Below are 17405 nucleotides of genomic sequence, written 5' to 3' on the forward strand. Positions count from 1 at the left end.
TGCGGTAGATGTCGATCTCTCTAAATTCTTTGATCGGGTTAATCACGATCTTCTCATGACGCTACTCGGCCGTAAGGTTAAGGATAAGCGTTTACTCAGGTTGATTAGCCGATACCTTCTAGCTGGGTTTATCGATAACCAGCTCTTTAGTGAGAGTCGAGAAGGCGTTCCTCAGGGAGGTCCATTATCTCCACTGTTAGCTAACATTATTCTCGACCCACTCGACAAGGCGCTTGAAAAACGCGGACATAAGTTCGCCCGCTATGCAGATGATTTTACGATCTTAGTGAAAAGTCATCGAGCTGGTGAACGCGTGCTCCACAGCATCAGCAACTACCTGCAAGACCGCTTAAAACTAGTCGTTAACTCGACCAAAAGTCGTGTCGTTAAAATCACTGAAAGCAAATTCCTAGGATTTACCTTCCGGGCAGGACGCATTCAATGGCACCCGAAAACGCTGCAGAAGTTCAAACAACAAGTTCGGCGCTTAACCAACCGTAACTGGGGTGTATCGATGAAATATCAGCTCTTTAAAACCAGTCCGTTTATTCGAGGCTGGATTTATTACTTTGGTATCGCTAATTGCTATCAACTCTGCGTTGATCTGGATAACTGGATCAGGCGCAGAGTCAGAATGGCTTATTGGCGGCAGTGGCGAAAGCCGCGCACCAAAGTCAGGAACCTGATGAAACTCGGGGTTCACGTTCAAGCGGCGGTAGGTTGCGGCTTAACCAGCAAAGGACCATGGCGCAGCTCGAAAACTCCAGGAATACAGCAGGCATTATCAAATGCTTATCTGAAATCTCAGGGGCTCTATGCTTTACGTGATGGTTGGATCAAGCTTCACTATCCTAAGTGAAACGCCCTGTGCGGTCCCGCATGCAGGGTGTTGTGGGGACTGAGGTTTAGAGACCCTCGGCTACCCGATTACAACTCAACTTCTCAGCCTACAAATAAATTTATAAATTCCGCTTGCTCCGAGTGCTAAATACAGACCCAGAGAAAATTGTATTGCAGTAAATATAAAATGAATATACGTTTCTGATATTTGAGGAGTATCACTATACCCCAAGCTATTTTGTTGATACAAATATAAAATATTGTACGCTAAATCAGGTATAGCAATTGTTAACAAATATATTCCGAGAAGTATTAGGCCAGATATTGTGATAGCACTTTGGTTGAAATCAATATCTTCAGTTTTAGCCGATGTTTTTTGGAGGAATTTCTTTGCGCAAAGGATCGGAAACTTTATAAAAAATATCCCGACAGCATAAATAAATATAAGGGGTAGCCATACTGTTATTTTGTAGATGATGGGATTTACGCCTAAATCAATATTACTGTATTGATAAATAAAACTGATACCCTCACCCGTTTTGCCAATGGCGAAAATAATGCAAGCAATCCCTAAAAGCCTTAACCCAACACCCAATAGTTCTATATCTTTCACGATTCTTCCTTTGATTTGTAACGCTTTTGTAATGGGCCGCGTTGCTGCGAAGCAGCGCATTTAGCGGTCCAGCCCGAAGGGCGAATATTAACAAACTTGTTAGAGTTCGGCTTCATGATGAAGCTTGAGTAATTGGCCAAATTTTCAGACCTAGACACACTAAGCCTCCAACCATTATTCCCTGTAAACAGGCTATTACTGGCACTAGAGGAATCGCTATCCAAATATTTGATGGTACCTGTGGTGAGAATAGTGCTATCAGAATCAGCAAAGGAGTAAATAAAACTGTTACTCCGACAGACCACCCTTTCCATACAGCTTTGAACATTACATATTCCTTTGAATGCTATTGAACTCTAACGCTCAAAGCAGAGGCGCGCTTTAGCGCGTCCACTTCTGACTTTGCTTGTTATGTGTTTTGTTCAATTGATGTCCAAGGTTCAAAGGTTGTACCACATTCTAGACATAATTTTGCACGCCAAGTCTTTAATTGATTATCGCATTTTAGGCAATTTCTTTTTGCTTCATTGCAAGTTCTGTATAAGCCATGCTCCGCCCAAGATATTGCTACTTCTTTTGGAATGCCCTTGTTCGTAACTAAAGAGTCTATGAAAGAATGCATATCGCTAGTTTTAACCTGCCTTAGATCTTCTAGTGATAGATCTCGCTTATAAACACTTTGCCCGCATCTGTCGCAGATTATCTTGGGCATTTCATCGGTCATGGTCATGGTCATACCAACGCCCCGCTAAGGGGAAATTTATAGTTTGCTAAAATGTTGAACGGAGTGAAAACAGCAAACTGTAAATTTTCCCTCTTGAGCGCCTTGTTATGTACCTAATGCACCCAGACACCTTTTACTGCTGAATTAACAAAGACAGAGACAGGTAAAGGAGTAAACTTGTCCGGTTTACTGTTAAAACCATCAGCAAATGCCTTTATTGCGTGAAATAGAATTGTAAATGGATTAAATCCTTCGGAGCCAAAATAAACACACTCTATATTTGATATATCTACATCAAACTTTTCAGAAAATTCTAGCAATAAATCTGCTCCGTCATCACCGTCGACGCCAAGCTCATCGTTAACCAAAGTATCTAAAGAGATTTTATCTAAGCTCACACCGGTAAACTCCGATATAAATGCGAACACTTGACTTTTCATAGGTACATAACGCCCAACATAAAGGGCCGGAGCGCAGCGACGGTCCAAGCCCGAAGGGCTATCTTTGATGTTTTTGTTAAGTTTATTCATCGAATTCAAAACCACAGCCCAAGCAAGAATTGCTTACCCAGGATTTGATTATGATAGGGACCCTGCCAATTTCAATTATCGAAAAGAGGCCTTGTCCGCATTTAGGGCATCTAGGAGTAAACGTTGTTAGGTATATCCACCAGAAAGCTAGACCTCCAACACCGATAATTGGTTTTAACGGGATTTCATAAAAATAAGATGGGACTATGTTGAACAGTATTACCCATACCGTGCCAATACCAAATAGTCCGGAATAGACAACTATATATGCCCAAGATTTTGATACTGAGTGTTCCTTACTCAACTCATTCTCCGATATATAGTGAAACTTAACGCCGCGCTCTGCGGCAAATTTGGAGCGCAGCGGAAAATTTTTCCGACAGCAGCGCCTTGTTATAACTCTCTTGACACATCGTGTAATGGTACTTATAGTGTCCTTCATTTGCAAGGTAACTCTACATGCGCCAAATAGAATTCTCCGTTAACTCTTCCGTTGATTATTACGAAAGCTTTCGAAAACTATATTACCACCTCTATTCAAATAGCTCTGCAAGTAGAGCTGAAAGAATTATTAGTGATATTTCAAAGTTACTACTTGTAACTTTGGGGGCAAGCAGCCCATCAGATAAAAAAGTAATTTCCGACTTTCTAGCAGGTAGCAATACCGCTAATGAATCATTATTGCCTCTCATTAGGAAAAAATATGATGATGTTTTTGATGAAAACGATCGATTTGGAGTAGATGACACTTCACTTAGAATGGGACTTGAGTCCATAAATGAGCTTGACTTGAAAAATGCACCTTCTCATTTGTTAGGTGATGCATTTCAGGCATTAATTGGCCCAAACCTAAGGGGTGACAAAGGCCAATTCTTTACCCCAAAAAGCGTTGTACGGTGCATGATTGAAATACTTGCTCCAGAATCTAAGTCAACGGTAGTTGACCCTGCTTGTGGTACAGGTGGCTTTTTAACCGAAGTGGCTGCATATTGGGATAAAAATAAGAGTGAGCATGGAAAGGTAATTGCGATTGATAAAGACAAAGATCTTTTCATACTTACATCGGCATTATTGAAGATATCTAATCCTAAAAAGGCACGTGCAGTTAACCAAAATTCTTTAGATATATCCTTATTAAAATGCCTTCCAAAATCATCTTCTCCGTTTAATGCCGACTATGTAATAACTAACCCTCCATTTGGCTCTAAGATACCTGTAAAAAATCAAGAGATTCTTACTCAATACGAGCTTGGGTATGTTTGGGAGTTTTCTAAAGAAGAACAGTACTGGGTTAAAACTAGCACGATTCGAACTACACAGGACCCACAAACTCTTTTCATAGAACTGTGTGTGGAATTGCTCAGTGATGGCGGAAAAATGGGTATAGTGTTGCCTGAGGGAATATTCGGAAATAAGACATGTGGATATATCTGGGACTACCTTAGAGCAAAGGGAAATATCATTGGCTTGATTGATTGCCCTAGAACCACCTTTCAACCAGGTACCGATACCAAAACTAATATTTTATTTTTTGAAAAATCTACAAAAATAAATAATGAACAAACAAAAATCGCAGTTGCTATTAACTGTGGCCATGATAGAAGAGGAAGAAACATTACAAGCGAGGGCATCGCGCATGCTGATGATTTTCAAAATATCGCTAGTGATTGGTTTTCTAAAAAGCATGAATTTTGTTTTGATGCGAGTATAACCAACCCTTACTACCTTGTTCCTCGTTACTATGATGAAAAGACTAACTACCTTTTAGAAGATGATGCCAATAGGCTGGGCGCTACAGTAATTTCATTTGGTGAAATGATAGATAAGGGCTGGTTAACCATTAAAAAAGGTCATGAAGTTGGTTCTGATGCATATGGTACTGGCGAAGTACCTTTTGTTAGAACTTCGGATATTAGTAATTTTGAAATATCAATCGACCCAACTAAAGCAGTTAGCGAGGAAATATATAAGAAGTTTTCAAAAGACCAAAACCTTAAGGCAGGAAATATTCTCATGGTTGTAGATGGTCGGTATAGAATTGGTCGATCCGCAATCCTTCATAGCTATAACGCAAAGTGTATAGCGCAAAGTCATTTAAAAATAATTTCCGTGAATGAAGAGCTTTCACCTATAAGCTCCTTTGAGTTGTTATATCTTCTTACTATGAAAAGTGTTCAAAGAGACATTAGAAGCTTGGTGTTCATCCAGTCAACATTAGGTTCTATTGGATCAAGAATCAAAGAAATTAAGATACCAGTTCCTAAAAAGAAAGATAAAGCTTTCAAGGATAAGGTAGATAATTTTCGTATCTCATTGGAGCAAAGAGCTAAGCTTTTAAGCTCTTTGCTTGAGCTTGAGAGCCAGAATGTAGAGCTTTAGTTGTTAGAGTCATTGACTCTAACCAAAATCCCTTCTATCCATTCATAGAACTCTTCAAGAGTTTTATTGCCTTGGGCAATATTGCAATCCCTGTGTGCAAACCCAACGTTCTCATCTGAGTGAGTTCTTGGGTTACTATGCGCAGTTTCGATCTCCGCCTTACCGCGTTGAGCCACCTCAAAGAGCGAAAAGCTTAACGGCTCTCTGCATACAATGCATGTTGTGCTATTTTCAGTAAATGCCCCAAACCTTTCCTCTAAATAGTTTTTTATTTCATCAGGGCAAGCAGGCGCATCAGGCATTTGATAGACCAGTGATGCCAATTTTCCTGCAACTAACATACATTCTTGATAATTTGCAGATTTCTCTCTTAACTTGGCAACCACTCCGGGCTTCATTAAGCTCATATCCAAACCGAATTGCAGCAACTCTTCATCACTCAATAACATAACCCAGCGAAGTATTCGGTTAGGGCCAGCATCTTTGCTTTTCCATGCTGCGCCAGTAGTCATAGTAGAGTCGCGGACAACTTTGTCCGCAACTCTTTTGTGTGTTGCTTTTAGGTGCGTAAGATACGGGTATTCAGAGCAGCGCCCAGTGTGATTTAGCTCACGATGACAATATTTTTCAGATACACCCTTATATTTTGAGGTGTTAGAAATTTCTTTTTTGCATAACTCCATTACATTTACATCCTATCTAAGCATAGTAATAATTCACTTGAGCTACACTTTAAGGCTTTAGCAATGGTTGAAATATTTTGAAGGGATACGTTACGTTCACCGCGCTCAATGCTTCCGATATAAGTACGGTGAAGATCGCAAAGATAAGCTAACTCCTCCTGCGATAAACCTAGGTTTGTTCTTCTGAGTCTAATTTCGTTGCCGAATGCTTCAAGGATATCCATTAAAATGGCCTAAATGTGTTTAAGCCAAAATATTGGGTTGATGACTTTAAGTCTACAGACTATAAGTAGCGCAACGTTTGAGGAGAGTTATAACGCTTTTGTAATGGGCCGCGTTGCTGCGAAGCAGCGTATTTAGCGGTCCAGCCCGAAGGGCGATTATTAACAAACTTGTTATAAGCCATTTTTAGAACCGTGCGTAAACAGTAAAAGCTTTGGGGCATATCCCGTAATTGTTACATGACCAGAGATATAGCCCATTGAAAAAATAACTGCCGTGAAAACCCAAATAAAATGGTCATACGGCTCTGTAAAAGCAATAAAGATGATCATTGGGACAAGCAAAAGTGACAATACAAAAATAAAGCCTGATAGCACTCTGAATGGAGTTCTAACTTTAGCTAATTGTTCCCTCGATATATTCATACTTTCCTTGGCATATAACGCTTGTGGCACGGGCGACCGCGCAGCGGTTGTCCTAGCCAGCTTTGCTGGCGGATGTGCCCACCCTTGTTATAGGGCAGTATCAAAGACAAAAGTCGTTTGCACATGAAACAATAAACCCCACATAAAATAAGATGATAAACATTACTGGCAAGTAAATAACCACCCACAATAAGCTGCCTCGATTAAGTGATCTTGCGAAGAGATAGGAGCCTAGTGCCAGCGATAAAAATAAAACCCCATAGTCATACATGGCAGTTGGCCTAAGGCCTTCAAACAAAAAGGGTATTTCAAACGCTACTCCAACAAGCAAGATTGGGAGCAAATAAGAAATCAACATCCTGTTGGTTTGGCTTAATTCCATGCTATTCAAGTGACCTATAACGCCTTTATAACCGGCCGCAGTGTAGGCGCGAAGCGCCGTAACGGAGGTCCAGCCCTTTAGGGCGATGGTTGATAAACTGGTTATACTTTGAGGTCCTGTTCGTACTCAGCTATGTAATGTTCAATTTCATAAGCAGTACCAGTTTCAGTAATTTGTCCTGTATTTCTGTTTACTATGTAAGGAGCATTACCACCAAGCATAAATCTAAAATCACCAGTTTCTACATACTCTTTGGTTTGGTAGAAAAACACCCAACCCCAACTTTTTTCAATGGTTTCATCTTCTAAAATCATTAAGTTCAGAGATTCATCTTTACTTAGTTCTTTGAGCACCAATGATTTAGCTTCGTCTATATTCATAATTCATATTTTACGTATAACATTTGTATATATGGGGGTCCGTGTATCTACCCGCACTGTCATTAATTAAAAACGGATGTAATCGTTTGAAAAGGAAGGAAAATCTTTAGAAATATAGATGCCTCTTCCGTGGCAAACCGCGCATGCGTGTGAACAATTGATATACGGGGGTCCGTGTATCTACCCATGCCAGACATCCATCTGTCTGATTTACTTATATTTTTAACTCAACCACTGAAGCAATACAAGCATTTGTGCCGTTCTAATTTATGTAAACAAGCATAAATATTGCCAACCTATAAATACACTGTATAAACGCTCATAAAACCAAGCATATTTATGGACAAGAATGCCCGTCTGCTTTTGTGAGTAACGTTGTTAGTGTCTTATGGTTGGTAACTGAGCGTAAATTATCATTCAGCAATAATAAGAAAAGCGATATTGGCTTTGGCTGTACTTGCGCAAGTGTTGTAAATGTACTTGAGGCAGGGGCAGTTGTGAGTGCCTCGTACTATCTACACGAGGCATCCACAATACAATTATCCACCCGTCATATTCATAAAGCGGACTATCTGCACATCCCCATCCGATGTAAATCGGTGCTCTTCGGGTTTATGCCCAATAGCATTACGGATAGCGTCTTTTAGTCGCTCTGTATCTCCAGGGTAACGGCGAAGTATCGCTTTCAGGTCAACTGAGTGTTCATTACCCAAGCATAAGAGCAGCAAACCTTCTGCGGTTACTCGTACACGATTGCAGTCTCCACAAAAGTTATTACTGTGTGGCGATATAAAACCTATACGGCTATCACTATCACCCATTCGCCAGTATTTAGCCGGGCCACCGCTATTCTCGGTCGTTGGCAGCAGAGGGTACTGCTCGGTGATGAGTGCTTTTACCTGCTCACTACTAAAATAGGTTTCAGCTCGGTCATGCTCTGCAATCACACCTAAAGGCATCTCTTCTATAAAGCTAAGATCTATTTTCTTCTCTCTAGCGAATTGAACGAGATCAACTACTTCATCGTCGTTACGGCCTTGTAACACCACCGCATTAAGCTTAATACCCTTAAAACCAACACGACATGCAGCATCAATTCCATCAATCACCTGATGCAAATTACCGATACGTGTCAGTGCTTTAAAGCGTGTCTCTTGTAAGCTGTCCAAACTAATATTAATGCGCGTTAGCCCTGCATCTTTAAGTTGTTGAGCATAACGAGGCAACTGCGATCCATTAGTGGTTAAACAAAAATCCTTTAAACCCGGTAATGCACCCACGTCTTTAAACAGTTTTATAACATCTCTGCGTACCAGCGGCTCACCACCGGTAAAACGGATTTTGCTAATGCCCAGCTCAGTAAAAGCCTTCGCAATCGTGTGGATCTCTTCCAATGACAAGACTTGCTCACGTGGCAAGAAAGTCATGTTTTCACTCATACAGTACACACAGCGAAAATCACAGCGATCTGTAACTGACATGCGAAGATAAGTTATTTCTCGCCCAAATTTATCTATCAGCTGCTCACTCGCCATGTTTCACCTTCATCTTTACAGTAAGTCACTAAAAGGCTGGATCAATACGCGATCTCCCGCCTCAATTTGGCTATATTGTTCTTTGATCTCTATCAGACAATTTGCTTGTACCATAGAGGTTAAAATCCCGGAGCCTTGTGCGCCCGTCGTTTGTACCACCAGCTCACCTTGATCATTAATACGGTATACGCCACGGCTATAATCGATACGACCTTCGCGAGACTTAATCGTTTCTTGTGCAATCGCCGTCATTTTATGTGGCTGCCAATCAGGCTGCCCCATCATTTTTCGTAATGTGGGCTGCACAAATTGCAGAAAAGTCACCATAACGGCTACAGGGTTCCCTGGTAAACCAAAGAACGGAGTACTACCTAACGACCCAAACGCTAAAGGCCTGCCTGGTCGCATAGCCACTCGCCAAAAAGCAATTTCACCTACCGCCTCTAGTGCCTGCTTTATATAATCTGCTCGCCCCATAGAGACACCACCCGAAGAGATAACCATATCCGCTTGTGTGGCAGCTCTACTCAATACCTGCTCCATAGAGGCTTGTGAGTCTTCAATAATACCTAAATCAATAACACGACAACCCATACGCTGCAATAAACCAGTCAACGTAAAGCGATTGGTATCATAGATACAGTTTTCTGGTAGTGGCTGCCCCTGAGCGACGACTTCATCACCTGTTGAGAATATAGCTACACTGAGTTGCTCAAAAACGGCAACTTGCTGCTTACCCAATGATGCTAACAAACCTTGCTCTTGCGGACGAATCAAACAGCCCGCCGATAATGCCACAGAGCCTGCCTTTATATCTTCACCTTTTTGTCGTACATGCTGACCAATGTTAACCGTATCGGAAAATGTAATCAGATCGCCATCTCGTTGAACGGCTTCTCGAATAACGATGGAGTCGGCGCCGTCTGGTAATGCAGCGCCGGTCATTATCTCAACCGCTTCGCCTTGTGCCAAAGTGCCATTAAAAGCATTACCCGCAAAAACCTGCCCAACAACCTTCAGTGTTTGTGATGCCTGATGAGCAAATTGCCCTGCACAAACAGCATAACCATCCATTGCCGAGTTTGTATGCTGAGGCACATTAAAAGAAGAGACTTGATCTTGTGCCAACACTCGGTTCTGCGCTTGAGAAAGTGCGACCATTTCAATCTGGGTTGGCTGAGTTATTTTAGCCAAAATACGCTCAACACTCTCTGCAACTGATAGCATTCCACCAGGGTTTGCTATTGGATCAAAACAGTTCGTAGAGCGGCTCATAGTTTACCTCCAACAACAGCACAGTCAAAAGAGCCATCCTTTATAGCATCAACCTTAGCAGCCGTCTCTTTGTTCGCCTCTTCTTTAGCACCCTTTTCATTTAGGTATGACAGAATAAAAGCAACAATGCCCTCAGTATTATTCAAATCTAATAACGGTAGATCACGTGCAAGCTGGATAGTTTCATCACTGGCCACAGCAATAATGTTTTCATCATCACCATGCAACTGAGGCTTATTCACTTCTCGTCGGTATAACTCAATTTTAGGGAATGCTGCTTTTTTAAAACCTTCAACCATCACGAGGTCTAATTTTGAATGCTCTAACTTATTAAGCATGCTTGAGAGTGATGGCATAGTACCCTGCTGCTCTTCAGACATTAAGGCCCATCGCTTTGCAGAACAAATCAACATCTGGTCAGCGCCCGCATGACGTAACTCATAACTGTCCTTTCCAGGATGGTCCACGTCAAACTGATGATGAGCGTGCTTTATAACACCCACCCGAATACCCCGTGCTTTTAACTCAGGGAGCAACCGCTTAAGTAATGTTGTTTTGCCTGTTCCGCTCCACGCAGCCAGCCCAAGTAATTTAGGTACCTGTTGCAACTGTGCTATATCATCTTTACGGTTAACGTTAACAAAAGCATCGGGGTAATCAGAAAAATCTACTTCAACCATACGTTGTTGCACGTACCAACGATCAATCTTTCTCTCGCCTTTTGCCAAAACAACACGAACGCTTTCTAGCATGTTACATCTTATTAACGCCACCACCGGTTGCAGACGCTTACCATCATGCGCCACTGCAATATCTGCATCAGCTTGCTCTGCATTAGCAAGCAGGCGTGCCACTAATTCTTGTGGTAGAAACGGGCCATCACAGGGAACAAACAACACCCACTCAGTGGTGGCATGATGCAAACCAGTAGCAATACCCATCAAGGGGCCTTCGAAACCACCTTCAAGATCGGTGACAACCGGCAAGCCCAAAGTGCCATAGGCATCCAAACTGCGATTGGCATTAATAAGGCAACGCGATACTTGTGGTAATATCCTATCCAGCACATGGTGAATAAGCGGCTTTCCATTGAGGTCTGCCCAACCTTTATCAACACCCCCCATTCGTCTTGCCATACCTCCTGCCAATACAACGGCAGTAACCTGCTCAGTGCTGCGCATAACGTTTCACCTCAATAAGTGGCTCTATTTCATGCAAAGTCCCATGCTCCAAATGAAGATGACGGCTACACAGCTCAGTCACTGAGTTACTTTGGTGGCTCGACACCATAATGGTCGTCCCCTGCTCCAACAGCTGCCTCACTAGCTCAGCGACGGTACTAACCGAGTGGCGATCTAAATTGGCTGTGGGTTCATCAAGAAACAACAAGCGCGGCGCTAAAATCCAAGCACGAGCCAAGGCAAGACGCTGCCTCTCACCACCGGATAACGAATACGCTGGCTGTTCTGCAAGATGCTCTAAGCGTGCCCATTCTAATGCCTGCTGCACCTTACTGTTAATATCATGTCGGTTCCCTTTACGTAGCTTTAAACCATAGGCCACATTATCAACGACTTTACTCATGAAAACATAAGGTGTTTGGTGCAGATAAATAACTTCAGGATGAAGACGGTCTGACCACCAGCGACGATGGCTTGGCGTTATTGAAACGTCTCCACTGCAAGGTTTTTCAAGCCCTGCCATAATTTTCATCAAGGTGGTTTTACCTACACCATTTTCACCTTTTAAGTGTAGGCTTTGGCCTTCTTGAACTTGAAGCTGCTCGATGTGAAATAACTCACGAGTGCCAAAGCGCTTCACTAGATTGCGTACTTTTAATTCAAGTCCCACGCTATTGCCCTCATCAAATCATCAACAACACACAACAGCTCTTGTAACGCCATTAGATTAACTGCCCTTTACCGCGAACCGAAGCCAACGTGAAATTCAACACAAGCGCCAGCATCAGTAGCACTAACCCAAGAGCCACCCCTTGTGAGAATTCGCCCTTACTGGTTTCCAGTGCAATTGCCGTTGGTATATTACGGGTATAACCCAAGATATTTCCGCCGACCATCATTGAGCAGCCCACCTCAGATATGATACGACTAAACCCAGCTAACATTGCAGCCAGTAGCGCAAACCGAGCTTCACACGAAATGGTTAATGCTGCCCGCCCACAATGAGCACCCAGCGTGCGAGCGGTTTCCCATGCACGACGATCAATTCCCTGAAACGCTGCATGACTCATACAAACCAACACAGGAAAGCAAAGCAAAACTTGCCCTATCACCATCGCAGGTTGGCTAAATAACAGATGTAATTCTCCAAAAGGGCCACTTCGGGATAACAGTAAATAAAGCGTCAATCCCACTACCACAGTAGGAATAGCCATCAGCGCGTTAAACAGTGCAATAACCACCCAGCGGCCCGGAAAGTCCACCATTGCCAGTAAAAAACCCACCAAAATCGCAGGCACTGCAGATATCAAAATAGCGGTGATTGATACACAAAAAGACACCCATATGATGCTCCATAGCTCAGTGTTACCACTAAATAGCAGCTTAATGGCATCAATACAGGTATCTAGTAAGCTCATCTCCATTAGTAATCACTGCTCGCTATTACAAGAGACATTATATTTATCATTACTGAGCCGTCACAATTTGTTGAGCGGAGCCATGAAACAACACCTCGCCATTAATACGAAAGTCATTAACCATCTGCTGCCCTTGTGCAGAAACCAACCACTGCGCTAATGCGCGTGCGCCATCCGTATTAAGCCCTTTGTAGCGCGCAGGATTAACTAACATAACCTGGTACGGATTAAATAGGCGCTTATCTCCCGCAATCATCAGTTCAAGATTCAACCGAGCTTGGTAAGCCAACCATGTACCACGATCTGTCATGGTATAACCTTGCAGCTCATCTGAAACCTGCAAGACCTTCCCCATGCCTTGGCCTATTTGTTTATAGCCATCAAAGGTAGGGGCTGTTCCTGACGCCTTCCAAAGTGCTAATTCTTTCTTATGCGTACCGGAATCATCACCTCGTGAAATAAACTGTGATTTACTTGCAGCAATGGAGCGTAAAGCATGCTCTACATCCATGCCTCCTTTGATTTTTGCCGGATCATTGACAGGGCCAACCACTACAAAATCGTTATACATCACACTTTTTGCTTCGATACCGTATCCCTGATCGATAAAAGATTTTTCGGCAGCAGGTGCGTGTGTCATTACCAGATCTACATCGCCGTCTCGTCCCATGCGTAGAGCCTTGCCCGTCCCAACGGCAATCACATGTACTTTAGCGCCGTACTCTTGCTCAAACACAGGTAATAATTTATCTAATAATCCAGAATTGTAGGTACTGGTAGTGGTGGCTAAGCGAATAATATTTTCTGCAGCATTTGCCCCTAACGAGACACTAAATAGCAACATTGTTGATAACAAACATGAGATCCATTTTTTCATTATTGTTTACTCTTTATTAAAATTTTTATTTAGCTAACTAGCTTTAGAGCAATTTAAATGCCAACCCAATACAGCGCATAGCCAACGCAACAAAGTCATTTAAAACCCGGCTATCGCGGTATTTTGGGGTGCTATTTTCAGTTTTTTTGTTTGATTAAAACAAAATCGAGACAATAGTCTTAACTGCAAAAGCGATTCATATGGGTCATAATGACCAACCAAGAAATCTAGCGGGTCAATTTGACCCTTCCAAGAAAGCTTTTGATCGCAGCAGTACCCATAGAGGTCATGCAGAGAGACTTAAATGAAATTGGATTCTGATAAACACAACCAAACCCCTATCGCTGTTTCTGTATTGGTTGTCGATGACGAGCCAGGGATGTGCAGCTTTCTTAATAAAGCACTCAAGAAAAAATTTGCTTTAGTTGAAACCGCAGGGAGCATTGAGGAAGCCGAAGAGCTACGTAAACGTTGCCACTTTGACTTACTCATTGTTGATATAAAATTGCCTGGGCGCTCCGGGATGGAATGGAGCGAGGCAATGGAGCAAACAAAACGAAGCAGCGATATTATTTTCATGACTGCCTTCGCTGACCTTGAAACCGTTATCAAGGCCCTTCGCGCGGGAGCCAGCGACTTTATTCTCAAACCTTTCCGGTTAGAACAGATGATGAACGCGGTAGAGCGCTGCCTTGAACGCCGTGCCATGGCCCGAACCAACTTTGTGCTACAGCGCGATGTTGAAAAAGCCTTTCCAATCACTAATATGATGGGCAATAGTCCTTCTATACGCCAAGTTCAAGAAGTCATCCATCGCGTAGCGCCAACACCCTCTGCTGTTATGATCGAAGGTGAATCCGGTACAGGGAAAGAGCTCGCCGCAAGAATGCTGCACCAGTTTAGCAACCGTAACGGCGCGTTTGTACCCATTAACTGTGGAGCCATATCGCCAGAATTATTGGAAGCCGAACTCTTTGGGCACACCAAAGGCTCCTTTACCGGCGCCCTAAAAGCACGAGAAGGCCTATTTAGCTTTGCCAATGGCGGTACGTTATTTCTTGATGAAGTGGGTGAAATGCCCTTATTAATGCAAGCAAAATTACTGCGAGCCTTAGAAGAAAAAGCGGTCCGTCCTGTTGGTAGCGAGCAAGAAATCAGTATTGATGTCCGCATTATTGCGGCAACCAACCGCCAACTAAAAGACGAAGTGGCTTCTGGCCGCTTTCGCGAAGACCTGTATTATAGACTCAACGTACTAAGCATTACCCTACCCCCACTAAGGGACCGCCGCGAAGATATTCCTGAGTTAATCCATCATTTCTCTAATACGCTATCACTGGAGCTAGGCCTTGCCGCCATTCCGTTTAGCCATGACGATCTAAACGAAATGCAGCACTATCATTGGCCAGGTAATATCCGCGAGCTTAAAAATCTCATTGAGCGTTGTATTCTTTTAGGAAAACTGCCAGCCGAATATTTCCGTGAACAAAACGACAATAACTCCAAAACAGCAGGCAATTTTGCTGGGTGGACAATGGACGCTGTAGAAAAGCAACACATCCTATTAACACTCGAGCAGCATAACAGCAACAAATCCTCTGCGGCTCGCGCACTGGGTGTTTCAAGAAAGACTCTAGACCGTAAACTAACTAGCTGGGCAACCGAAGAGCAAGTAGCAACCGAGTACGAGACGGCCATATGATCTCAGCCCTGTGGCAAAAAATTAATAGCTCACTGCGCAACAAGCTATTATTACTAACCTTGGCACCTCTCATACTAACAGCCATTGGCTTTGTCATTATGGCTGCCTACTGGGCCAGCAGCTATACCAATCAACAGTTATATATGAAAGTCAGAGCAGACCTTTCGGTAGCCAAAGGTACGCTGGATATAATGCAACAAGAGCAACTTAATACTCTCACACAGTTGGCGGGTAGTTATGAGTTTCGCACCAATCTTCAACTAGATAACCAACGCGCTATTCAAGTTCAAATGCTTGAAACGCGTAAAGGTCGCCAACTGGATTTTTTGCGCTTTCTCTCTACCGACCTCATTGCGGATATTAAAGACCCCGCATTAGCGCCGTTACTACCCCGTCTATATCGCGGAGAGCCGTTAAAAGGCCTCACTGTGCTTGATAAAAAAATGCTCGACCTCATAAGCCTTGATCTTGAAAAACAAGCTCAAATATCTTTAACCGACACACCTAGAGCCATTCCCACGAATCGTTTGACCGAAGAAAAAGCCATGGTTATCAGAACTTTACTGCCGGTTAATGATGAATTCGGTGAGCTTATTGGCATACTCGACTCGGGTAGCATTCTTAACAACACCACACGTGCCGTAGATACTATACGCGATCTGGTTTATGGAGCTGGCACTCTTCCAGAAGGCGGTATTGGTACGGTTACACTCTTTCTTGATGATGTTCGCATTAGCACCAATGTGCCGCAACACCAGCCTTTTTCTGATAACTCGTCTTCTGCCCTTAATGACAACTCGCGCCATAAAAAGCAAATGTCTCTGCAGGAGCGAGCTATTGGTACGCGCGTATCTGCTGAGGTACATAACTATGTCATGATACGAGGCCTCACTTGGATTAACAGCGCCTTTGTCGTTAATGACTGGTATATATCGGCGTACCAACCTCTTATAGATTTAACCGGCCAGCGTATCGGCATGATCTACACCGGCTTTACCGAAGCACCGTTCAGCAGGATTTATTATAAGACACTGTTTGAGTCGGGTAGTCTGATTGGGCTGATCATGCTGATATCAGGGTTTGTAATACTGCAGCGTACTCGTGTACTTATCAGCCCTTTGGCACGTATCCATTCAGTAGTAACGGCTGTACGTGATGATGGCTCTATTCACCCAAGAATAGGCAAACTAGACACCTCCGACGAATTAGTTGATTTAGCCCATCAATTTGATGCCATGCTAGACCTACTTGAAAGCCGTGAGCAGGAAATATTACAAGCCCACGATCAGCTTGAGATTACCGTCGAAAAACGTACCAGTTCGCTGCGCAACCGAACAGAAGCACTCAAACAACATATACGTTTACTCAAAACCACACGAAAAAAATTATTAGATAATGAAAAACTGGCAGTATTAGGCGAGCTTACCGCTGGCATTGCCCATGAAATAAACAACCCAGCAGCAGTTATACTCGGCAATATGGATTTATTGGTGGCAGAGCTAGGAGATGCCGTTGAACCTGCCCAAGAAGAAGTAGATATGGTCATTCGTCAGGTATACCGCATCCGCTCACTGATCAATAACTTACTTCAGTACAGCCGTCCAGACCACTACGTTGACAGTTACGAAAGCCACCAGATAAACCAAGTCATTGATGACACGTTGCTTTTAGTCTCTCATGCCCTAGAAAAACAGCAGGTCAGTATAAAGAAAAGCTACAATGCCAATAGCTTAGTACAAGTTAATTATCAGCAAATACAGCAAGTATTAGTTAACTTAATTCTTAACGCTTCTCACTCTCTAACTGAACCCGGCAGTGTCCAATTACACACGTCTGACTGGATTGAGAGCGAGGACATTACTGGCGAGGATACCGGAAAAGAGAATGAGCAAGGCAAGATTAAAGGGGTTATTATTCGCGTAATAGACAAAGGGCTGGGGATTAGCGAAGAAAACCTACAGCACATCTTTGACCCCTTCTTCACTACGAAAAAGAGCGGCACAGGTCTTGGGTTATCCGTAAGCTACGGAATTGTCCGTCGCCATGGTGGAGATATCAAAGTATCCTCGGTTGTTGGCGAAGGCACTGTATTTTCAGTGTACCTATTACGTAAAGCCAACATCTCTGAAGACAGTGAACTCGAGGGTATACTTGAAGGGCTGACTGCAGCTGAACGTACCAATCGCCGCTTACTCGTTGACGAACAATCCTGATGGCGCATGTAGAACTTTTGCCAACG

General features: G+C 43.1%; 17 protein-coding genes. 4 read left to right on the forward strand and 13 right to left on the reverse strand.

Annotation, left to right across the window (positions count from 1 at the left end):
- A partial coding sequence (locus QZZ55_RS13775) for a reverse transcriptase domain-containing protein (protein ID WP_293267913.1) occupies window positions 1-859 on the forward strand: 859 nt, incomplete at its 5' end.
- 75 nt (window positions 860-934) lie between these two features.
- Here QZZ55_RS13775 and QZZ55_RS13780 read toward each other — a convergent pair.
- From QZZ55_RS13780 to QZZ55_RS13790, 3 genes are all read right to left on the reverse strand, one after another.
- Entirely contained in the window at window positions 935-1453 is a 519-nt protein-coding gene (locus QZZ55_RS13780; RefSeq protein ID WP_293267914.1) for a hypothetical protein, read from the reverse strand.
- 112 nt (window positions 1454-1565) lie between these two features.
- A complete protein-coding gene (locus tag QZZ55_RS13785; RefSeq protein ID WP_293267915.1) occupies window positions 1566-1781 on the reverse strand; it encodes a hypothetical protein in 216 nt (71 codons plus the stop codon).
- A gap of 509 nt (window positions 1782-2290) precedes the next feature.
- The gene (locus tag QZZ55_RS13790; RefSeq protein WP_293267916.1) at window positions 2291-2707 is read right to left on the reverse strand and encodes a DUF1493 family protein; all 417 of its coding nucleotides are present in this window, start codon (window positions 2705-2707) and stop codon (window positions 2291-2293) included.
- A 459-nt stretch (window positions 2708-3166) separates the two neighbouring features.
- Here QZZ55_RS13790 and QZZ55_RS13795 point away from each other — a divergent pair, with 459 nt between their 5' ends.
- Window positions 3167-5086 (forward strand): N-6 DNA methylase, encoded by a 1920-nt coding sequence (locus QZZ55_RS13795; RefSeq protein WP_293267917.1) that lies wholly within the window; start codon window positions 3167-3169, stop codon window positions 5084-5086.
- On the opposite strand, the gene QZZ55_RS13800 is transcribed toward QZZ55_RS13795, so the two are convergent.
- The 10 genes from QZZ55_RS13800 to QZZ55_RS13845 form a co-directional block, all read right to left on the reverse strand.
- Window positions 5083-5769: a hypothetical protein gene (locus tag QZZ55_RS13800; protein WP_293267918.1), complete on the reverse strand. Its 687-nt coding sequence runs from the start codon at window positions 5767-5769 to the stop codon at window positions 5083-5085. The genes QZZ55_RS13795 and QZZ55_RS13800 overlap by 4 nt on opposite strands.
- A 5-nt stretch (window positions 5770-5774) precedes the next feature.
- Window positions 5775-5993 carry a helix-turn-helix transcriptional regulator gene (locus QZZ55_RS13805; protein WP_293267919.1) on the reverse strand — a complete coding sequence of 73 codons (219 nt, stop codon included), beginning with the start codon at window positions 5991-5993 and terminating at the stop codon, window positions 5775-5777.
- A 59-nt stretch (window positions 5994-6052) separates the two neighbouring features.
- Window positions 6053-6175 (reverse strand): hypothetical protein, encoded by a 123-nt coding sequence (locus QZZ55_RS13810; protein WP_293267920.1) that lies wholly within the window; start codon window positions 6173-6175, stop codon window positions 6053-6055.
- A 724-nt stretch (window positions 6176-6899) separates the two neighbouring features.
- A complete protein-coding gene (locus QZZ55_RS13815; RefSeq protein WP_293267921.1) occupies window positions 6900-7178 on the reverse strand; it encodes a YrhB domain-containing protein in 279 nt (92 codons plus the stop codon).
- Between the two features lie 539 nt (window positions 7179-7717).
- Entirely contained in the window at window positions 7718-8713 is a 996-nt protein-coding gene (gene moaA / locus QZZ55_RS13820; RefSeq protein WP_293267922.1) for a GTP 3',8-cyclase MoaA, read from the reverse strand.
- Window positions 8714-8728: 15 nt separating this feature from the next.
- Window positions 8729-9988 carry a bifunctional molybdopterin-guanine dinucleotide biosynthesis adaptor protein MobB/molybdopterin molybdotransferase MoeA gene (locus tag QZZ55_RS13825; RefSeq protein ID WP_293267923.1) on the reverse strand — a complete coding sequence of 420 codons (1260 nt, stop codon included), beginning with the start codon at window positions 9986-9988 and terminating at the stop codon, window positions 8729-8731.
- Window positions 9985-11169, reverse strand: coding sequence for a molybdenum cofactor guanylyltransferase MobA (mobA, locus tag QZZ55_RS13830; RefSeq protein ID WP_293267924.1), 1185 nt, complete (start codon window positions 11167-11169; stop codon window positions 9985-9987). The genes QZZ55_RS13825 and mobA overlap by 4 nt, the downstream gene beginning before the upstream one ends.
- Window positions 11156-11839 (reverse strand): ABC transporter ATP-binding protein, encoded by a 684-nt coding sequence (locus tag QZZ55_RS13835; protein ID WP_293267925.1) that lies wholly within the window; start codon window positions 11837-11839, stop codon window positions 11156-11158. Before QZZ55_RS13835 ends, mobA begins: the two co-directional genes overlap by 14 nt.
- Window positions 11840-11891: 52 nt before the next feature.
- Window positions 11892-12593 carry an ABC transporter permease gene (locus QZZ55_RS13840; RefSeq protein ID WP_293267926.1) on the reverse strand — a complete coding sequence of 234 codons (702 nt, stop codon included), beginning with the start codon at window positions 12591-12593 and terminating at the stop codon, window positions 11892-11894.
- Between the two features lie 43 nt (window positions 12594-12636).
- Window positions 12637-13464 carry a substrate-binding domain-containing protein gene (locus tag QZZ55_RS13845; protein ID WP_293267927.1) on the reverse strand — a complete coding sequence of 276 codons (828 nt, stop codon included), beginning with the start codon at window positions 13462-13464 and terminating at the stop codon, window positions 12637-12639.
- A 304-nt stretch (window positions 13465-13768) separates the two neighbouring features.
- On the opposite strand from QZZ55_RS13845, the gene QZZ55_RS13850 reads away from it, so the two are divergent.
- A complete protein-coding gene (locus QZZ55_RS13850) occupies window positions 13769-15166 on the forward strand; it encodes a sigma-54 dependent transcriptional regulator (protein ID WP_293267928.1) in 1398 nt (465 codons plus the stop codon).
- A complete protein-coding gene (locus QZZ55_RS13855; RefSeq protein WP_293267929.1) occupies window positions 15163-17379 on the forward strand; it encodes a cache domain-containing protein in 2217 nt (738 codons plus the stop codon). The genes QZZ55_RS13850 and QZZ55_RS13855 overlap by 4 nt, the downstream gene beginning before the upstream one ends.
- Window positions 17380-17405: the final 26 nt, after the last annotated feature.

The sequence above is a fragment of the Neptunomonas sp. genome (genome assembly GCF_016744175.1).
Taxonomy (GTDB): Bacteria; Pseudomonadota; Gammaproteobacteria; order Pseudomonadales; family Balneatricaceae; genus Neptunomonas.

Bases quoted from the DNA above. Each gene is read 5' to 3' on its own strand.
- QZZ55_RS13815 (WP_293267921.1), bottom strand. From the start codon at position 7,178: ATGAATATAGACGAAGCTAAATCATTGGTGCTCAAAGAACTAAGTAAA.
- moaA (WP_293267922.1), bottom strand. From the start codon at position 8,713: ATGGCGAGTGAGCAGCTGATAGATAAATTTGGGCGAGAAATAACTTAT.
- QZZ55_RS13855 (WP_293267929.1), top strand. From the start codon at position 15,163: ATGATCTCAGCCCTGTGGCAAAAAATTAATAGCTCACTGCGCAACAAG.
- QZZ55_RS13805 (WP_293267919.1), bottom strand. From the start codon at position 5,993: ATGGATATCCTTGAAGCATTCGGCAACGAAATTAGACTCAGAAGAACA.
- QZZ55_RS13800 (WP_293267918.1), bottom strand. From the start codon at position 5,769: ATGGAGTTATGCAAAAAAGAAATTTCTAACACCTCAAAATATAAGGGT.
- QZZ55_RS13810 (WP_293267920.1), bottom strand. From the start codon at position 6,175: ATGGCTTATAACAAGTTTGTTAATAATCGCCCTTCGGGCTGGACCGCT.
- QZZ55_RS13825 (WP_293267923.1), bottom strand. From the start codon at position 9,988: ATGAGCCGCTCTACGAACTGTTTTGATCCAATAGCAAACCCTGGTGGA.
- QZZ55_RS13850 (WP_293267928.1), top strand. From the start codon at position 13,769: ATGAAATTGGATTCTGATAAACACAACCAAACCCCTATCGCTGTTTCT.
- QZZ55_RS13845 (WP_293267927.1), bottom strand. From the start codon at position 13,464: ATGAAAAAATGGATCTCATGTTTGTTATCAACAATGTTGCTATTTAGT.
- QZZ55_RS13785 (WP_293267915.1), bottom strand. From the start codon at position 1,781: ATGTTCAAAGCTGTATGGAAAGGGTGGTCTGTCGGAGTAACAGTTTTA.
- QZZ55_RS13790 (WP_293267916.1), bottom strand. From the start codon at position 2,707: ATGAATAAACTTAACAAAAACATCAAAGATAGCCCTTCGGGCTTGGAC.
- QZZ55_RS13795 (WP_293267917.1), top strand. From the start codon at position 3,167: ATGCGCCAAATAGAATTCTCCGTTAACTCTTCCGTTGATTATTACGAA.
- mobA (WP_293267924.1), bottom strand. From the start codon at position 11,169: ATGCGCAGCACTGAGCAGGTTACTGCCGTTGTATTGGCAGGAGGTATG.
- QZZ55_RS13840 (WP_293267926.1), bottom strand. From the start codon at position 12,593: ATGGAGATGAGCTTACTAGATACCTGTATTGATGCCATTAAGCTGCTA.